At 35.0% G+C, this 18,008-nt stretch carries 18 protein-coding genes; 12 read left to right on the forward strand and 6 right to left on the reverse strand.

The annotated features are described in order from the left end of the window. Window positions 1-100 precede the first annotated feature (100 nt). Entirely contained in the window at window positions 101-1,693 is a 1,593-nt protein-coding gene (rny, locus tag FD688_RS01545; protein WP_138741531.1) for a ribonuclease Y, read from the forward strand. Between the two features lie 53 nt (window positions 1,694-1,746). Here the strand turns inward: rny and FD688_RS01550 are convergent, their stop codons facing one another. Continuing rightward, window positions 1,747-3,306: a bifunctional metallophosphatase/5'-nucleotidase gene (locus FD688_RS01550; protein ID WP_138741532.1), complete on the reverse strand. Its 1,560-nt coding sequence runs from the start codon at window positions 3,304-3,306 to the stop codon at window positions 1,747-1,749. A 245-nt stretch (window positions 3,307-3,551) separates the two neighbouring features. Between FD688_RS01550 and spx the strand changes: the two genes are divergently transcribed. Together spx and FD688_RS01560 are read left to right on the forward strand one after the other, a co-directional pair. After that, a complete protein-coding gene (gene spx / locus FD688_RS01555) occupies window positions 3,552-3,950 on the forward strand; it encodes a transcriptional regulator Spx (protein WP_138741533.1) in 399 nt (132 codons plus the stop codon). A gap of 65 nt (window positions 3,951-4,015) precedes the next feature. After that, window positions 4,016-4,819: a Cof-type HAD-IIB family hydrolase gene (locus FD688_RS01560; protein WP_138741534.1), complete on the forward strand. Its 804-nt coding sequence runs from the start codon at window positions 4,016-4,018 to the stop codon at window positions 4,817-4,819. A 39-nt stretch (window positions 4,820-4,858) separates the two neighbouring features. Here the strand turns inward: FD688_RS01560 and FD688_RS01565 are convergent, their stop codons facing one another. Together FD688_RS01565 and FD688_RS01570 are read right to left on the reverse strand one after the other, a co-directional pair. Continuing rightward, window positions 4,859-5,821, reverse strand: coding sequence for a nucleoside hydrolase (locus tag FD688_RS01565; protein ID WP_138741535.1), 963 nt, complete (start codon window positions 5,819-5,821; stop codon window positions 4,859-4,861). Between the two features lie 212 nt (window positions 5,822-6,033). After that, window positions 6,034-6,813 (reverse strand): alpha/beta hydrolase, encoded by a 780-nt coding sequence (locus FD688_RS01570; protein WP_053791419.1) that lies wholly within the window; start codon window positions 6,811-6,813, stop codon window positions 6,034-6,036. Between the two features lie 81 nt (window positions 6,814-6,894). Between FD688_RS01570 and FD688_RS01575 the strand changes: the two genes are divergently transcribed. Beyond that, window positions 6,895-7,884 (forward strand): NAD(P)/FAD-dependent oxidoreductase, encoded by a 990-nt coding sequence (locus FD688_RS01575; RefSeq protein ID WP_138741536.1) that lies wholly within the window; start codon window positions 6,895-6,897, stop codon window positions 7,882-7,884. A 4-nt stretch (window positions 7,885-7,888) separates the two neighbouring features. On the opposite strand, the gene FD688_RS01580 is transcribed toward FD688_RS01575, so the two are convergent. After that, the gene (locus FD688_RS01580; RefSeq protein ID WP_138741537.1) at window positions 7,889-8,650 is read right to left on the reverse strand and encodes a potassium channel family protein; all 762 of its coding nucleotides are present in this window, start codon (window positions 8,648-8,650) and stop codon (window positions 7,889-7,891) included. Window positions 8,651-8,760: 110 nt separating this feature from the next. Beyond that, entirely contained in the window at window positions 8,761-10,878 is a 2,118-nt protein-coding gene (locus tag FD688_RS01585; protein ID WP_412174668.1) for an LTA synthase family protein, read from the reverse strand. Between the two features lie 199 nt (window positions 10,879-11,077). Here FD688_RS01585 and FD688_RS01590 point away from each other — a divergent pair, with 199 nt between their 5' ends. Continuing rightward, complete coding sequence (locus FD688_RS01590; RefSeq protein WP_034530962.1) at window positions 11,078-11,344, forward strand: hypothetical protein; 267 nt, start codon at window positions 11,078-11,080, stop codon at window positions 11,342-11,344. Between the two features lie 61 nt (window positions 11,345-11,405). After that, window positions 11,406-12,071, forward strand: coding sequence for a histidine phosphatase family protein (locus FD688_RS01595; RefSeq protein ID WP_138741539.1), 666 nt, complete (start codon window positions 11,406-11,408; stop codon window positions 12,069-12,071). Between the two features lie 61 nt (window positions 12,072-12,132). Here the strand turns inward: FD688_RS01595 and FD688_RS01600 are convergent, their stop codons facing one another. Continuing rightward, on the reverse strand, window positions 12,133-12,600 hold the full coding sequence (locus FD688_RS01600; RefSeq protein ID WP_138741540.1) for a C40 family peptidase: 468 nt from the start codon (window positions 12,598-12,600) through the stop codon (window positions 12,133-12,135). A 323-nt stretch (window positions 12,601-12,923) separates the two neighbouring features. On the opposite strand from FD688_RS01600, the gene FD688_RS01605 reads away from it, so the two are divergent. The 6 genes from FD688_RS01605 to FD688_RS01630 all read left to right on the forward strand — a co-directional run bounded on the left by FD688_RS01605 (window position 12,924) and on the right by FD688_RS01630 (window position 17,904). Beyond that, window positions 12,924-13,298, forward strand: a complete 375-nt coding sequence (locus tag FD688_RS01605; RefSeq protein WP_190242864.1) for a MerR family transcriptional regulator — start codon at window positions 12,924-12,926, stop codon at window positions 13,296-13,298. Next, entirely contained in the window at window positions 13,298-13,975 is a 678-nt protein-coding gene (locus tag FD688_RS01610; RefSeq protein ID WP_190242865.1) for a glycoside hydrolase family 73 protein, read from the forward strand. The genes FD688_RS01605 and FD688_RS01610 overlap by 1 nt, the downstream gene beginning before the upstream one ends. A gap of 80 nt (window positions 13,976-14,055) precedes the next feature. After that, window positions 14,056-14,790, forward strand: a complete 735-nt coding sequence (locus FD688_RS01615) for a TerC family protein (RefSeq protein WP_138741546.1) — start codon at window positions 14,056-14,058, stop codon at window positions 14,788-14,790. Window positions 14,791-14,794: 4 nt separating this feature from the next. Then, window positions 14,795-15,115, forward strand: coding sequence for a thioredoxin (gene trxA, locus FD688_RS01620; RefSeq protein ID WP_138741543.1), 321 nt, complete (start codon window positions 14,795-14,797; stop codon window positions 15,113-15,115). A 416-nt stretch (window positions 15,116-15,531) separates the two neighbouring features. Next, a complete protein-coding gene (gene nhaC, locus FD688_RS01625; RefSeq protein ID WP_138741544.1) occupies window positions 15,532-16,914 on the forward strand; it encodes a Na+/H+ antiporter NhaC in 1,383 nt (460 codons plus the stop codon). 507 nt (window positions 16,915-17,421) lie between these two features. After that, window positions 17,422-17,904, forward strand: coding sequence for a LysM peptidoglycan-binding domain-containing protein (locus FD688_RS01630; protein ID WP_190242866.1), 483 nt, complete (start codon window positions 17,422-17,424; stop codon window positions 17,902-17,904). Window positions 17,905-18,008 lie beyond the last annotated feature (104 nt).

Here is an 18,008-nt window from a genome sequence, read left to right on the forward strand (position 1 = left end):
GGGTTAAATGTTATTATAGATAGTGTGTAATAACACCATCAAATAATACGTTTAATATTCGTTAAAAAATAAATAAAAAAATCAGAAAGGAGGACGCTTTTTGATTGAACTAGCCGCATTAGTATTTTTAATCGCTGGTGCTTTGTTAGGTTTTTGGATTAGTGATATGCGCATCAAAGGTCAAGTTGATGCTGCAAAGAACATGGCAGCACAACATCTCCAAAAGACCTCTGAAGAGACTTCCATTAAGGCTAAGCAAATTATTGCTGATGATAAAGAAGATATCATGCAATATCAAAAGATTGCCGATGACGAAATTGAATCTCAAAAAGAAGAAAATATCAATCGTGAAAACCGTTTGAACCAACATGAAAAGTATTTGGAACAAATGAAGAACCGCCTAACTAAATATACTAATGATTTAAATGAACGCAGCGATAAACAGGCTAAAGTCCAAGATGATATCGACGACGTTATGCATCAAGCCGAAGACATTTGGCAACAACGTGAATTGACTCTACAATCAATTAGTCATATCGATAAGAACTATGCTCGTCATGCTGTCTTGAATCAGACCGAAAACGCTCTTCGTCGTGAAAAAGACATTGAAGTTAAGTACAACTTATCCGAAAGCAAAGTTGCTGCTAACAAAATTGCTAATGATTTAGTGATTGAAGCCATTCAAAGAGGACCTAGGGATGAACCTAGAAATCATATTGAAAGAAATATTACTTTGCCAAGTAGCGACATTAAAGCCAAATTAATTGGTAAAGATGAACAACATGTTCGTCTACTACAAACTCTAACTGGAACAGATTTAATCTTTGATGAAGATTATCCATTACTACTTCACATTGTTACTCATGATCCAATTAGAAGAGAAATTGCTCGTACAACCATTGAAAGTCTAATTATTTCTCGTCACTTTACCAATAGCAATATTGAATATTTAGTTAACACTACTACTCAAAAAGTAAATGCATCACTACGTGAAACTGGTGAAACTGTTGTTCACTCATTACACGTTGGTCGAATTCATCCAGATTTAATGAAGATTATTGGTAAATTGAAATTTAGAACTAGTTATGGTCAAAATGTTTTGTATCATTCTATTGAAACTGCTCAATTAACGGGTGCTTTAGCCGCTGAATTAGGATTAAACACCCAATTAGCTAAGCGTGCTGGATTACTTCACGATATTGGAAAGGCAATTGACCACGAAGTTGGTGGCACTCACGTTGAACTAGGTGTCAAACTAACTGAGGCCTTTGGTGAAAATGAAGTAGTTGTGAACTCAATTGCGTCTCATCATGGTGATGTTGAACCAAGTGATCCAATTGCTATTTTGGTTGCGACAGCGGATGCTATTTCTGGTGCTCGTCCGGGAGCTAGAAGCGAATCGATTGAAGAATATGTCAGTCGTTTACGTAATCTAGAAAATATCGCTAACCAACATAATGGAGTTCGCGATAGTTATGCAATTCAAGCTGGACGTGAGATTAGAATCATTGTAAATCCTGAAATGCTAAATGATGATAACAGTAAGTTATTAACTAAACACGTTAAGGATCAAATTCAAGATGAATTAACATATCCAGGTAAAATTAAAGTTACTACCATTCGTGAACTTAAAGCTGTTCAATACGTTGGTAAGAACAAAAAACGCAATCATAACACTGTTAAAGAAGCTTAATGCTATTATTTTAAAAAAAGATTCCCAAAACGAAATGTTTTGGGAATCTTTTTTTATGGTTTGTAGATGACTTTAAAGTTATGATTGTTTTCAGCTTTAATATTTTTATTCTCTTTTAAATAATCAGCGATTAATTGGCTCATCATTCGATCATCGGATTTGATAATCTTATCTTGAGAAAACATTTGGTAGTTACCACCGCCGACGGCACGATAAATGTTTAAGACGATTTTTAGTTCAGCATCGTCATCAATTGGCTTGCCGTGGTAGGTTAAATTTTCGATACGGTGTCCGACTGGCTTAGCAACATTAATTACATAATTGACGCCTTCATACATATCATAGTTATAGTGCTTAAGCTTGGGGAAAATGTAATCATGATTAACCCCGATTTTTTCATTTTGGTAGTCGAAGTACTTGGCACTAGTTTCCATTGCTGCTTTCAAGTCAGCACCAGTTATCTTTAATACAGCAAGGCTGTTAGGGTAAACATAGTTAGTGATGATATTTCTCATTGTAATCGGATTTTCAAAACCGTGAGCTTCATCATTAAATAGTGCGGTTGCAGAAATATCTACTCCCATTGTTTTCATCTGAATATTTTGAATAAATTGAATAAAACTAGTTTTGTTCAAACGTGCTTCAAAGGCGTTATCAAAATCCATTGAGCCATCAATATGAGCCATTGGTTCATCTAGCCATTGATTAATTTGTTTTTGAATGTCGACTAATTTATTCGCGATTGAATGGTCAACAGGATACTTCTTGGTGGGAATTAATTCAGCCTCACTGGATTGCACGAAGTATTTACCCTTATCATCTTTTTGTACATCTAGTTCGATATGACCGATGTATTGGCCACGATATCCAGGTTGAATGATTGGCACACCCAACAAGTGTCCAGCAATCTTTCTATGTTGATGTCCAGTAATGATGGCATCAATATTTTTAACGTTTTCGAGAATGTCGTAAGTTTCGTTTTCTCCATTTAAGACTTCAGTGGGAATGCCTTCCTTATTACGTTCGATTCCGCCATGATAAACAATAACGTTTAAATCAGTTTCTTTAGTCATTTCAGGAATATATTTTGCTGCAGTATCCTTGGCAGAAAGAAAGGTGAGTCCAGCTAAATGGGAGTTTTTTTCCCATTTAGTCGTTCCTTGAGTGGTTAGACCTAAAAAACCAACCTTTACACCGTTAATCTCTTTAATTTCATATGGTTTACCAAATGGATGGTTACCATCTTGATCAATAATATTAGCACAAAGAAAATGGCGTGTGCTTTCATTTAGAGTGTTGTGCAAATATGATAATCCATAATTAAACTCATGATTTCCTAATACCCCAAAATCATAGTCAATGTCATTAAAAACATTGTCGATTTCTTTCGGTGCCGATTGCTTTTTAATCTCTGCAATGTAATAAGCCAGTGCAGAGCCTTGTAGAAAATCACCGTTATCAATGGCTACGACGTTATCCAGTTTAGTTCTAAGATCATTGATTGCGGTAGCGCAACGAAGCACACCAAAGGGCTTGTCATCCTTTAAGTTCACATAGTTAGTGGGAAACAAAAAGCCGTGCGTATCACTTGTCTCTAAAAGATTTATTTTCATCGTGCCACCCCCGTCTTAAATTATCATGATTCTTCAGTTTCTTTTGTTGTGTATATTTTATCACTTTTTCAAAAATGAAAAATTAAGATTTGATTAACATTTACCTTTTCTTAATAAAAATTTAAATTGATTTATCTTATAGGTATGTTAATATAATTACAGTTAATTGTATTTACATTTAGTAAGTACTACTAACCTAACCATAATTGTTTTTATAATAATTAAGCGATTAAGGGGTGATATAAATGTTGAATCTTTACGTCGCACCAAGTAGTGCATCCAGTCGTAAAGCCAGAGCTTGGTTAAAAGCTCATGATATTGATTTCCGCGAAAGAAATATCAATTCAAACCCATTAAATGCAGATGAGGTAAAACAAATTTTACGTCTTACTGAAAATGGGAGCGAAGACATCATTTCAACAAGATCCAAAATTTTCAAAAAGCTAAATATCGATTTTGATAGCTTGTCACTATCAGATTTGGTAGATTTAGTTGTCAAGTATCCAGACCTTATCAAACGTCCTATTGTGTTTGATGACAAACGTTTGGAAGTTGGGTACAATGAGGAAGAAATTCGTCGTTTCTTACCCCGTTCCATTCGTGAAACTGAACTAAAAGAATTAGAATCACAGTTGGAAGCTTAATATTTTAGAGTGACGGCATTACTTTGTAATGTCGTTTTTTTATTCACTCAAAAGGAGTCGCAAGTATGATAAAAATGATTGCGTTGGATTTAGATAATACACTACTTAATTCAGCTAAAGAAATTAGTGATGAAAATGTTTCAACACTACAAAAATTACATAAAAATGGAAACTCAGTAGTTTTATGTACTGGTCGACCAATTAATGCGGTCTGGCCATATGTAAAACAACTGGGATTAACTGATGAAAATGACTACACGATTACATTTAATGGTGGCATGGTAATTAGAAACCATGATCGAAAGATTTTAAATCAAAAGGGATTATCGTTAGAGGATTTTTCATTAATACATCAATATGCTTTGGATAATGATTTGCCATTGGATATTTTAGATTTTGAAAAGGTTTATGAATTAACAGATTTAGTGAAATCTTCCTATAAGGAAGTTTTGAATTCATCGCTTGAATTCGTTCAAAAGGATTTTTCCAAATTAGAAGATAAACCATATAGTAAGGCTATTATGTCTGAACAAGTTGTTACATTGAATAATGCTCGTGCTAATTTTCCAGCGGTAATTAATGACCATTATAAAATTGTCCGTTCTCAGCCTAAAATAATGGAATTTTTGCCTTTAAACATGAGTAAGGCCTACGGTTTAAATATCCTATTAAAACACTTAGGAATGGATTTTTCTAATCTCATGGCATTTGGTGATGCAGAGAATGATTATGAAATGATTGAAGCAGCCAAAGTGGGTGTTGCGATGGGAAATGCTTCTGATGAAATTAAAGCAATTGCTACAGAAATCACCATCGATCATGATAACGATGGGGTGGCGTTTTTCTTAAATCAATATTTTAACGACTAAATAAAAAAGGACTTAAACATGTGTTTAAGTCCTTTTTGTTTATTTATTGTTTGCAAATAAGTAGTTTAAGTATTCCATAAATGTCTTTAGGTAACGCTTTTCATCTACTTGGATAGCAACACTAGCAGTAGGATTTGGATCATCTAGGTGAGCAGTATCACCGGTAGTACGTCCGTAATTTAATTCACCAGTGTGGACCAATAAGTCTAAGTCCAATGTTTGAACGAAGCTTTGGTCGCAAGCAACACCAACAGCTAATGGGTCATGTAGTGAACAACCGCCTAAGTGTGGGTACATTTCAGCGTAAATATCGATGTAGTAGTCAACAATATCAGCGAATTTTTCACCAGCAACAGTGCCTAAATCACGCCATTGTTGAGTTTCTTTTTTGGTTAATAAAGTTCTTAATGTAACGTCTAGACCAACCATAGTATCATGTAGAGGACTTCTAAATACTTCGTTTGCAGCAGTTGCATCTTGGTTGATGTTTGCTTCAGCAGCATCAGAAACGTTACCGGGAACGGTTAAAGCACCACCCATTAAGGTAACATTACCAATTAAGTCAGCAATAGATGGGTCCTTACGTAATGCTAAAGCAAGGTTAGTAAGTGGACCAGTAGGGATGATTGTCAAATCCTTACCGTACTTGTGAGCGGCTTCGATGATGAAGTCGACACCTGATTGTTCTTCTACTTTGCGACTACTTGTTGGTAGTTCAACTTCACCAACACCGTTTTTACCATGAATGTGAGCAGAAACTTCCATTACTTCGAAACTGTCAGTTTCTAGTGAATGAGGTTCACCTTCAAAAACTGGTACGTCAGTAGCACCTAATAGGTCTAGAATTTCTAGTGAGTTTTTAGCAGCTTGTTCCACTAATACGTTTCCATATGAGTTAACAACACCCACTAAATCGGCGTTAGGGGCAGCGACAGCATAGGCGATAGCCATTGCATCATCGACACCTGTATCAACGTCTAAAATAATTTTTTGCTTTGCCATAATGAAAAACCCTCCCAATATTAATTCCCCTCACGGATCATTGTCCGTGAACATTTTTCATTAACTTCAATTATATGGGCTTTTGCTTCAAAATAAAAGGGGATACTAATAAGTTTTTAACTAAATGACACAAAAAGGCGAACAAATTTAATGAAAACAAGAAATTTGTTAATAAAAAATCTCGACTTCTAAACGAAATCGAGATTTGATTGCTAGTTTCTAAATAGGAATTCAGCAATTGTCTTATCCAATGTTGGGTTTTCATGTAACATTGAATGTTCAGCAGAAATTGGATCTCCACGGTACAAGTAGAATGTGTAGCTCTTAACGTAAGGTTTAACTAGTTTACCCATTGGTTTAACGATATCAACGGCTTCTTCACCATCGGTACCAACGTTGTAGATTTCACCAGCGATGTTAAAAATCTTTAGGTTACGTGGCAAGTTTTTGGCACGTTTATCACCAGCAGGGTAGTCATTAGCTATACTTACGAACTTGTTAATCTTAGGCGCATTCTTTTGATTAGGATTTCGAACCATGTATTCGTAAGCAATTTGACCACCTGAAGAATGTCCTAAGAAATTAACTGATTTAATGTGATAAGTCTTGTATAAGTAAGTCATCACATTTTTCATTTGTTTAGCTTCTTTGATGGGGTGTGTGTTGTCTTCAAAGATTAATTGAACCAATGGGTTGTCAGCTGAAATCTTCTTGACATATTTCTTCATGGTAGTAACCTTACCTTTGCTAGAAATATGAATACGAAGAGCACGCTTAGCAATACCGTGATCGTTGAATTGATTAATGAAGTCATCGGTTGAAACGGCGTTACCACCGTAACCAGGGATGAAGATAGTAGCAGTTCTGGTCTTGTCTACCTTCACGTCATTTAGGACACGACCTCTGAAAATCCATGAGGTTGTGATAAATAGGGCAATTGCTTCAATAATCAAAACAATCCCAATGATAATTTTTCTGCGTTTGCTGTGCATAATTGTTCTTCCTTTGCTAAAGTATAATTATAAGATACATAATATATTAAATAACACCAAAATAAAAGGAGTTAAAATAAAATGTCAGATGAAATCTATGATATTACGATAATCGGAGGGGGTCCCGTTGGAATGTTCGCCGGTTTTTATGCCGGACTACGTACCGCCAAATTCCAAATCATCGAAAGTCTTTCAGAACTAGGTGGGCAAGTAAATGCATTATATCCAGAAAAAACGATTCTTGATATACCAGCCTATCCTGCAATTTCAGGTCGTGATTTAGTGGCTAACTTGAAGAAACAACTTGCCACCATGGACGGTGACATTAAGTTGAATCAAACAGTAGTCAACGTTGAAAAAGACGACGACCTTTTCAAGGTTACCACAAATAAGGAAATTACCAAAACTAAAGCCATCATTATTGCAGTTGGTAACGGAGCATTTAACCCACGTAAATTAAGTGCTAATGGTGTTGAAACAATTTCGGACCAACAACTAGTATACACCGCTTCGGACTTAGATGCCTTTAAAAATAAAAAAGTTTTAGTCGCAGGTGGTGGAGATTCTGCAATTGATCAAGCGCTAATGCTAGAAGACATTGCCGATGAAGTCTACTTATTGCATCGTCGAAACGAATTTAGAGGGCTTGAACACACCGTTAACTTATTAAAACAATCGAGTGTTAAACTAGTGACGCCATACTTAATTAAGTCATTAGAAAACGTGGACAATAATCAAGTTAGAGTCCACGCTAAGAAAATGAAAACTGATGATGAATTCATAGATATTGATGTTGATAAGATTCTGGTAAATTATGGTTTTATTTCTAATAATAAAGACATGCAAGGCTGGAATATTGATGTTGAAGAAGACCACCATGCCACAAAGGTTGATGGCAGTCTTCAAACTAATATTAAAAACATTTATGCCGTGGGTGATCAAGCTAAGTATGACGGTAAGCAAACCATTATCGCTACTGGATTCGGTGAAGTTCCAATCACTATCAATGCAATTATGAATGACCTATATCCAGGTAATCGAGCACCAATTCACAGTACTCAATTATCATAAGAGACTATTTTTTATTAGCATCCTTTGATGGGGTGCTATTTTTTTTGACCGTCTTTTGTAGGCTTTGAACTTCTTTAGTTAAAGCTTCAATTTGTCTGGTTAAGTTATCAATTTTATCGTCTGTTTCGTCCTTATCTCCATGAGTGAAGAAGTCAGTAATGGTAGATGTCAACAAACCAATAAAACCAATTCCACCGAACATTAAAAAGGCGGCAATAAGCTTACCACCAGCGGTTTGTGGTGAAATATCACCGTAACCAACGGTAGTAGCGGTTGTAATTGCCCACCATAATGAGGTAGATAAGTCGTGTTGTTCAAAGTGTGAGTAAATTAACGCACTGAAGATTAAAATCACGATACTGATTGAAAATAGGTAAATAAAACCAGTGTCGTAAATGAAACGGTGAATACCACCGGTCACTTTACCGTCCCAACCAAATTTCCAAAATAAGTTGTAATGACGGACAATTCTTATCACACGATATAAACGAAATACCACGAAAATTGGATGGGCTGGTATTAGGGAAATTAAGTCCAAGGATGTTTCTAATAGGAATTGTTTGTGATTTTTGGCCAAAAGAAAGCCAGATATGTAATCGATAATGTAAAAAATCCAAATGCCATAGTAGATATTGCCCAATATCCCATGGTAGATGTTGATAACGCTAAAGTAGTCTAATCCAACCATCACAACAGATGCAACAGCGATAAAAATAATAAATAGACTGTATACTAATTCGACGGTTTTATTTTTAAATTGTTTCATTATTTCAACTCACTTTTTCTCTATCTCTTAATCCAATTATAATCATTTTACCTTTAAGTTAGTTTAAAGCAAATAAAAAACGACCAATCTTTTGATTGGCCGTTTTTATTTTAGTTATCCTCGTTGTTCTTATTGGAAATTCTAGAAGATGATCCGCCTGAATGGTTTAATTCTGGTGCATCGGTCTTATATAGGGATTGAGTGGATTTCTTCTTAAGTTTGTCATATAAACTAGTTGATTTCTTACCCAATTCTGTTTCAGCTCCAAGTTCCTTTTGGAATCCATTTTGGTAATTGTAATCCTTAGGATTTACTGCAGTGAATCCGCTAGGGTTATAGAAACGAAGTAAGTTTTGTTCATTCAATTCATCAGAGAATAATAACTCGGTGTTAACGCGAGCCTGCATCTTATTGAAGATTTTTCTTTGATGAGGAGTAGGGTGAATAACCTTACCTGTCTTGTTGCTGTAAATAGTACCACTAATTGACGTGTACTTAGTACTTACCCAATCACGATTTCTAAATGCGACGACTGTATCGTGTTTCTTAGAGAATAAGTCGGTTCCAAATTGAATATATTGTTTAGTGTTTACGCCCAGTAGGTGGAGTAAAGTAGGCAATACATCGATTTCACCACCGTAGGTATTATCAATGTATCCCTTCTTCATTCCAGGAATGTTAAACATTAATGGAACTCGTTGTAGTTGTGCATTATCAAAATCAGTCCAGTCGTTAGGATTCTTACCTAATGCTCTAGCAAGACTTAAGTTTTCTGAGTTTGAAATACCATAATGATCACCATACAACATGATAATTGAATTTTTTAGCAATCCGGATTTTTGTAGGTATGCATAGAATTCTTGAATGGCTTGATCTAGGTAATGGGCAGTCTTGAAGTAGTTGTCTACTTTGGTATCGCCGGTATTAGTAGTTTTGAAGTTACTGTCTTCGCTATCGATTGAGTAAGGGAAGTGATTAGTAACGGTGATGTACTTAGCATAGAAAGGTTGTTGCAATCTTTCAAGGTACTTGACTGAGTCTCTAAATAATAGTTTATCCTTTAAACCATAACCCAATGCCTTATCTCCGGAAGTATCATAGTAGCTTTCGTCGAAGAAGTATTGATATCCCATGTTCTTGTATACATTGTTTCGGTTCCAGAAACTAGCAACATTTCCATGGAACACAGCTGAAGTGTACCCTTTGTTTTGTTTCAAAATAGCAGGAGCTGCTTGGAAGACATTATCACTTCCGAATTGAGTAAACATTGAACCTTGAGGTAATCCATAAGTACTGGTTTCTAGCATGTTTTCAGCGTCAGATGTCTTTCCTTGTCCTACTTGGTGGAAAAAGTTAGAAAAGGCAATCGTTGACTTACTATGGTAGAGACTATTTAAAAATGGTGTTACTTCTTGTCCATTTACCTTCTTATCAATTAGAAATTGTTGGAAACTTTCCAAGTGAATGATAATTACGTTTTTACCCTTGGCAAGCCCAAACATGGATTTTTCAGGAGCAGCGTAATGCTTATTAATGAACTTTCTAACGTCATTCATTTCTGATTTGGTAGCCATTGCACGCAAGTCCTTAGTGTGTTGCGTGGAGATAGCATCATAGACTGTAAAAGAATCTACACCAAGATATTTAACAATGTATGTACGGTCAAAAGTTCTTGTTAGAAGTTGTGGTCTAGCCATTTCACCAAATGATAGGTTGGCAGTAAATATTAACATAGCGACGGAAGTAATGGCGAATGCACCTTTGCCACCGAATTTATTGTTATCAATACGAATTACTCTAAATAATAGTAAAAGTAATACTAACACGATATCTAACCAATAGAAGACATCATGAGGCATGGTAAGTGCAAGTGATGATCCACTAAGCCCTTGGTTAACTTTTGAGTAACCAGTCATGGTACTTACTGTCATGAAGTCGGTAAATTCACGATAATAAATAACGTTTAAATATAGTAGTAAAGTGTTTAACCCATCAATCAAAAGGATGATAGGGTAAAATAATCTACTTGATTTGATGTACATTGCAAGTCCAAACAATAGCATGGTAGTTGCGATTGGATTAATGAATGCTATGAAGTATTCAAATGGATTTGCAAGACCTAATTGAAAATCAGTGAAATATGCGTATATAGTTTTAGCCCAAAATAAAACAACTAGTAGGATGAAAAAACCTAGCCTAGTGGACATTTTAGAGCGCAGATAATTTATCGCTTTCAAAATGAAGAGCTCCTTTGATATAATTCATATTTAATATTAACAGACCAAGGTAAAAAAGGCATGTTTTTTTTCGTGATATAAATTCATCGCCACAATATGTGGCAAAATAAAAAATAGTTATCACTATATATAGTTGCAAAATTATACAGATGTTGTAAAATAAAGTTAAATCAGTAGGAGGATGACGGCATTGCTAAAAGGTAATACTAAAAAATTAAATGTTCAGTTAAGTGATGGACAAATAATTGAATTCATGCCAGAGATGGTCCATAGTGACTTGCTAGCTTTAACTAGTAACCAAGAGATTATCAATCGTACTGAAAGATTAATCTTAGTCCAATTGAGTTCCTACACTATCATTAAACTACATGAACTACAAATGATAATTTATAAGACGCTAGATAAGTTGCGCTACCACAAGATTGCGTCTAAATATTACAATACTGAGTTAAGTTAGGCAGAATGTTGTCTAACTTTTTTTATTAGTGCTATTCTATTGTTATTAGCTAAAAAAGGGGATGAATGTTATCACATTTAATCTATACGTTGTCCGCCACGGACAAACATACTTTAACATTTACAATCGTTTGCAAGGATGGAGTAATTCACCTTTGACCGATAAAGGAATCGCTGGTGCCGAAAAGACTGCTAACAAACTAGCTGATACTCATTTTTCTGCTGCATACTGTAGTGACACCACTAGAGCAATGCATACCGCGAAGATTATCTTAGATGGTAACAAGGCTAGTTCAGTTAAAGAACCTACCATTTCCAATTATCTCCGAGAGGAATTTTATGGATATTATGAAGGAAATGATATGGATCAGACATGGTACGTTGCAGGTGCCCCACATGGTTTACCAACATTTAAGGATATTGTTACTAAGTATTCAATTGGGAAGGCCAAGGACTTCTTAAAGGAAGCAGATCCTTTCCATCAAGCAGAAAGTAATGAAGAATACTGGAATCGATGGGATAAAGGATTAGACTTAATAAGAAACGATGAAAACATTAATGATGGTGACAACGTCCTATTAATTAGTCACGGAAATGCAGTATTGAGTCTAGTTGAACGTTTTGGTGAAGGCAAGTACGATGTTAGAGAACGACCAGCCAATGGAAGTCTTACCAAGATGGAAGTAAGCGACGATCAAATTAGAGTCACTGATTACAACATTCAGTAAAAGAAGATAAAAAAAGACGATTACTTTTGTAATCGTCTTTTTTGGATTTTAAGAGATAGAATTAAGCAACTCGACCGTAAGCAACTACGTGCCACCATGGAGCATGAATTCTTTCACGGATAACACCACGGTTTTGAGCATCAATCATCTTGCCACCACCAATGTACATACCAACATGGTAAATATTTCTCTTGGAAGAACCGATGAATACTAAATCACCTTTTTTAAGGTGTTTCTTACTAACTTTTTTTGAGTAATGGTATTGTTGTTGTGCAGTTCTAGGTAAGTTAACACCTAGACCATGTCTGTATATGTATTTTGTAAAACCAGAACAATCAAAAGTATGTGAACCTTCGGAACCATAAACATAACGGTCACCTAATTTAGTCTTAGCAACACGATATACTGAATTGAATTGTGCTTTAGTATCAGCATGGGCAGTGTTGTTGTTACTTGTAGCGGCACCTGCAAATAGTAGTGAAGTAAACGCGGCTGCGGTTATAGCAAATTTAGTGATTAGTTTTTTCATCTCTCAAAATCCTCTCTCTTATAAAAATCTCTCTCGTTTTTCTCTATCTCAATATATTTCATATGATAAGGTATTAATATTTCAAGAATGTAACAAAGTAGTTTCAAATTAATTAAAACTTTCCAATTTTAATGTAATCTTTATAATTTTAGTGTTTAATATTTACTGTACCCAATTAAAGTAATGAAAGGGGTTCGGATTTGTGTTAAATTTATTATGTAGATTACACGAAAGGAACCGTTGAAATGTCGGGCTTAAAGAAATTATTTCCTGAAAAAATAGACCTTAATCGTCTAATTTTTAAAATCGGGGAAGTCAGCAAGATGATGGACGTGTCAACACGTCAACTTCGTTACTGGGAACAAAAAGGTTACATTACCTCAATTAGAGACGATAAGAGTAGATCTCGCGTTTTTAATATGGAAAACTTAAATAAAGTTTCATTAATCAAGTATTACTTGGATAAGGGTTTTACCCTTACAGCTGCAAATGAGACATCTTCTGAAAAGATTGCTAAAATGCGCTATCTAAGAAGGTTTATGATGAATGCATTCCAAGATGTGGAGACAATCGATGGGCAATCATTTGTCAACCTGGGTTACTTTAATGAAGAAAAAACTTCCATATTATATGCCTCAGTTGATGAGAATGACGAAATAAAATATCGTGTTGTCGATATAAAGAAGAAGGATAAATGATGAGAAAAAAGAAAATGAGTTTAACTAAGAAGATTGTCTGGTTAGTTGTTATTGTGGTTGTGTTATTTGGTGGATACAAAGTTGCAAAACAAATTCACAGTACAATCCGACAAAACCAAATTCAAAAATCTGATCAACAAAGGATTGAAGATGCGCAAGAGCAAGAAGCTAAGCAACGTCATGAGTTTGCTGAAACAATTGCTAAACCAGCTGTTCAGGTATGGAATAAACAACACGTTGTATTACCAAGTGTTGTGATTGCTCAAGCAATTCAGGAATCTAATTGGGGTCAATCAGAACTATACAAGAAGGCCTACAACATCTTTGGTGTTAAGGGGACATATAAGGGACAATCAATCCAATATTACACTGACGAATATGTAAGTAACGATACACCAGTAGGTAAGGGTGTTAAGGTTGTTCGCGAAGGTGACAAAAAGAAAATTTCAATCCCTGCTACTTTCAGAAAGTATCCAAGCGTATATGATGCGGTTGAAAACCACAGTACTGTTACAGCACTTAACTTCATTAAGCAAAAGAACATCATGAGTTATGAAGAACAAGCTAAGATGCTACAAAAGAATGGTTACGCAACTGACCCTAACTATGCAAAGAACTTAATTGGATTAATCAAGCAATATAATTTATCCAAGTACGATGATCAAATTAGTAAATAATAAAATTTAATAGTTAAAACTATATTTTCCAAAAGTTATCTTATATAATAGTAGAAAAATAGAAGAGGAGACTTTAGGTGATACCATTATTAAGTAAATTATATGGTCCGTTTTTTGATTTGAACAACTGGCATAACGTAATTTTTTCTGAGGATGCATGGATTGTTATCCTATCCCTAGTGCTAATTGAATGTTTACTGTCAGTTGATAATGCGGTGGTGCTAGCCACGCAAGCTCAAGTTTTACCAACTAAAAAAGAACAAGAAGAATCATTATTTTATGGTCTTTGGGGTTCTTATATCTTTAGATTTATCATTATTGGATTAGGGGTATTCCTAATTCATATTTGGGAATTAAAGGTTGTTGGTGGATTATATCTTTTCTACTTAGTCTATGCGCACTTCGCTCATTCTGACAAACAGAAAAAATCCATGTTCAAACAATCTGCCAACGAATCCAATCGTAAACGTTTTTGGATGACAGTGTTACAAATTGAATTTATGGATATTGTCTTCTCCGTTGATTCCGTGCTAGCTGCTTTAGCAATTTCTGAAAATCCAGTAATTGTTTTACTAGGTGGATTAATCGGAATTTTATGTATGAGAGGGATTGCTGAAGTCATCATGTTAGTGATGAAGAAGGTACCAGAATTAAAGACAATGGCATACTTCTTAATTGCTGTGATTGCTTTGAAGCTAATCCTTTCTATTCCAATGATTGATATTGAAATTGAACCACTTCACTTTGGTTTAATCGTATTGGTTACATTTGTCGTAACCTTCATCATTCATTTTATTCGCAAAGCAAAGAGGTAATATAATGGCAACAACAATCACAAGGGAAAACCTTACACAAGAAACAGATAACCAAATGACTGTCATTGATTTTTGGGCACCATGGTGTGGTCCTTGTAAGATTATGGATCCAGTGCTTGAAGCAATGGAAGAAGAATTCGGTGACCGTATTCACTTTGGTAAGATGAACGTCGACAATAATGAAGATGTGGCAAAACAATACAAGGTGATGGGATTACCTAGCATCGTCTTATTCAAAAATGGTAAGGCAGTTGAAAAAGTGACTGGTGTATATCCAAAGGAAAAGATGGCGCATTATTTAAACCGTAAGTTAGAAGAAATGTAAATTTTAGTTGACGGATTAAAAGTAGAGTGCTAATCTTAGTTTAATCAAATAAAGTAAAACAATTATTCCAAATTAAGTAACGAATTAGCTGGGTGTCAGGAAGTCGGTGGTTGCTGCGAACCGGTCAGGCTAATATCGGTGAAATACATTGGATAGTGTCTACCCAAGAACGGTAACTAGAGTCGTTATTTCTAGAGAGTGAGTGACCACTACGTGTGGTTGCTAATTTGGGTGGTACCACGGTAAAAATACAAATAAGTCGTCCCTGTTGTTTTAGACAACAGGGACTTTTTTTATGGAAAGAAGACGAGAAAATGATAATAGCTAATTGCGGAGGACTAATCCGATATCAAAATAATTAAAAACACTACATATATTAGATAAGAAACATTAATATTATTTTGAGGAGAGATATTATGCAAGAAGAAAAGAAACCGACAGTCAGTCTGGCTGAGGGAATTATTATTTTAATAGTAATGATGGCTATTATGTCATTTGGTGTTATTGGTTTGGGAATTTCACCGGAAGTGCCAATTTTAACAGGAATTATGTTGTTGGTATTTTGGGGTCGATTCAAAGGCTTTAAATGGGATGACATTGACGAAGGATTTGTAACTGGGATTAAAAATGGAATTGTTCCATTATTTATCTTCCTACTAATTGGGTCACTAATTGGTGTTTGGATCGCCTCTGGTGTGATTCCTTCACTAATGGTTTTTGGTTTTCATTTGATTAACATCAATTGGTTTTTACCATCAATCTTTTTAGTATGTGCCTTAGTTGGTACATTCATTGGTAGTGCATTTACTGTTATTTCTACACTAGGGATTGCATTTATGGGAATTGGTATCACAATGGGGATGAACCCAGCAATGATCGCTGGTGCTGTTATCTCAGGTGCGGTCTTCGGTGATAAGTCATCACCACTATCTGCAACTGTGAACCTAGCTGCTGCTGTATCAGGTGCCGACTTGATTGCTCATATCAAGAACTTGATGTGGTCAACAATTCCAGCCATGATTGGGTCATTCATCATCTTCGTGTTCTTAAATCACAGCGATGGTAAAGCAAATCTAGCAAACGTTGATAAGACGGTTAATGTATTGAACAGTAATTTCCACATTTCCTTTTTAGCAATTATTCCAATTGCACTACTACTTATCTGTGCATGGAGTCATATTCCAACAATTCCAACATTATTCATTAATATCATTGTTTCAATTGGATTAATGGATATTCAAGATCACAAGCTTTCACTATTAAAGATTAATGACTTGATTACTAGCGGTTTTGTATCGAAGACTGGTAATAAATCGGTTGACCTTCTTTTATCAAGAGGGGGAATCAGTTCAATGATGGGTACGCTAGCATTGATCATGATTGCATTAGCTTTTGGTGGGCTATTGATGCATTTAGGAATCATTGATGCCGTTGTTCAACCACTTACTAAGCATTTAAATAGCGATGCTAAGTTAATCATTGCCGTAATTTTCACTGCCATCGGGGTAAACGTCTTTGTTGGTGAACAATTCTTATCAGAAATTTTACCTGCAAACGCATTTAAAAAGGTTTTCCACCAAGCTGGTTTAGCGCCAGTTGCACTAAGTCGTGCGATTGAAGATGGTGGTACAGTTATTAACTACTTGATTCCATGGGGGGTTGCTGGAGCATTTATTTCAGTAACACTAGGTGTTCCTGCAAGTCACTTTGCCCCATTCCTATTCCTAAGTATCTTATCGCCAATCTTCTCAATTCTAAGTGCAGTCACAGGAATTGCTATTAAACATAATAAAGATTAACTAATATTTAGGATAATTTAATACTATTAAGGAAAAGTTAAAAAGACTATCATAAAGCGGTTTGTGGTAATCTTTTTATTTTATATTTTTACGTTGCATATCACTTTAAGTGAAACATAATTAATTAGATTTGAAAAAAATTCAGAATTTTTTTGCGAAAAATGATCGAAAAAAGGTTATATATTGTACACGACTATTAAAATCAGAAACCCGTTTTATTGGTCATTGTGTTCATTTATGTTTCAAAACATTACAGTAATGTTACTTTATTTCAGCATTTGCATACAACGTAACATTCATGTAACACTCACGTAATATTAAAAATATAGAATATGCATTCGTTGTTGAAAGACAACAAACGCAATTTATTATTTTTTAATTTTATATAGGAGTGTTTCAGTTATTAGATATAAATTTCATGTTTTATTTCTTGTAATCGCAATCTCTTTCGCGGGATTACTTTCTATTTACCGAAATGCTACTGTAGATACTAATGCAAATACAGTAGTGACAGTGAAGTCTGGCGATACACTAGAAAACTTGTCAGATAAGTACAATGTTTTCATGTCTGTTTTAGAGCATGCTAACGGCAAGTATAGTGATGATGATTTATTAGCTGGTGATCAAATCGTGGTTCCAGATAATAATAATGATGCAAAAGACGACAATAAGGTTCAAAAGCAACACTCGACTAAGTCAAACAAACATCATTCTACTTCTAAGAAACAAAATCAATCACAATACAATGCTCAATCAGAATGGAACAAAGCAAATGCCGAAGCAAAGGCATGGATTTCTTTCCATGAATCTACCAATTCTTACTCGGCACAAAATGGTCGTTACTATGGTAGATATCAATTAGATAGTAGTTACCTTGATGGTGATTACTCACCAGCTAATCAAGAACGTGTTGCAGAACAATATGTTGCTAATCGATATGGTTCTTGGGTCAACGCCAAACAACATTGGGTTGCCAATAACTGGTATTAAAAAAGAGACGTTGAAAGTTTTACTTTCGGAACTGCAACTATTATTTTGAACAAATAAATAAAAGCAGCTTTCTAACTATTTAATTGGGCAACTGATTTTCTGTA

Origin of the sequence: Apilactobacillus kunkeei (genome assembly GCF_005930975.1) — a bacterium.
Classification (GTDB): Bacteria; Bacillota; Bacilli; order Lactobacillales; family Lactobacillaceae; genus Apilactobacillus; species Apilactobacillus kunkeei_E.

Coding starts and splice junctions, on each gene's coding strand:
- FD688_RS01550 (WP_138741532.1), bottom strand. CDS start 3,306: ATGAAAATAAATCTTTTAGAGACAAGTGATACGCACGGCTTTTTGTTT.
- spx (WP_138741533.1), top strand. CDS start 3,552: ATGTTGAATCTTTACGTCGCACCAAGTAGTGCATCCAGTCGTAAAGCC.
- FD688_RS01560 (WP_138741534.1), top strand. CDS start 4,016: ATGATAAAAATGATTGCGTTGGATTTAGATAATACACTACTTAATTCA.
- FD688_RS01565 (WP_138741535.1), bottom strand. CDS start 5,821: ATGGCAAAGCAAAAAATTATTTTAGACGTTGATACAGGTGTCGATGAT.
- FD688_RS01570 (WP_053791419.1), bottom strand. CDS start 6,813: ATGCACAGCAAACGCAGAAAAATTATCATTGGGATTGTTTTGATTATT.
- FD688_RS01575 (WP_138741536.1), top strand. CDS start 6,895: ATGTCAGATGAAATCTATGATATTACGATAATCGGAGGGGGTCCCGTT.
- FD688_RS01580 (WP_138741537.1), bottom strand. CDS start 8,650: ATGAAACAATTTAAAAATAAAACCGTCGAATTAGTATACAGTCTATTT.
- FD688_RS01595 (WP_138741539.1), top strand. CDS start 11,406: ATGAATGTTATCACATTTAATCTATACGTTGTCCGCCACGGACAAACA.
- FD688_RS01600 (WP_138741540.1), bottom strand. CDS start 12,600: ATGAAAAAACTAATCACTAAATTTGCTATAACCGCAGCCGCGTTTACT.
- FD688_RS01605 (WP_190242864.1), top strand. CDS start 12,924: ATGATGGACGTGTCAACACGTCAACTTCGTTACTGGGAACAAAAAGGT.
- FD688_RS01610 (WP_190242865.1), top strand. CDS start 13,298: ATGAGAAAAAAGAAAATGAGTTTAACTAAGAAGATTGTCTGGTTAGTT.
- trxA (WP_138741543.1), top strand. CDS start 14,795: ATGGCAACAACAATCACAAGGGAAAACCTTACACAAGAAACAGATAAC.
- nhaC (WP_138741544.1), top strand. CDS start 15,532: ATGCAAGAAGAAAAGAAACCGACAGTCAGTCTGGCTGAGGGAATTATT.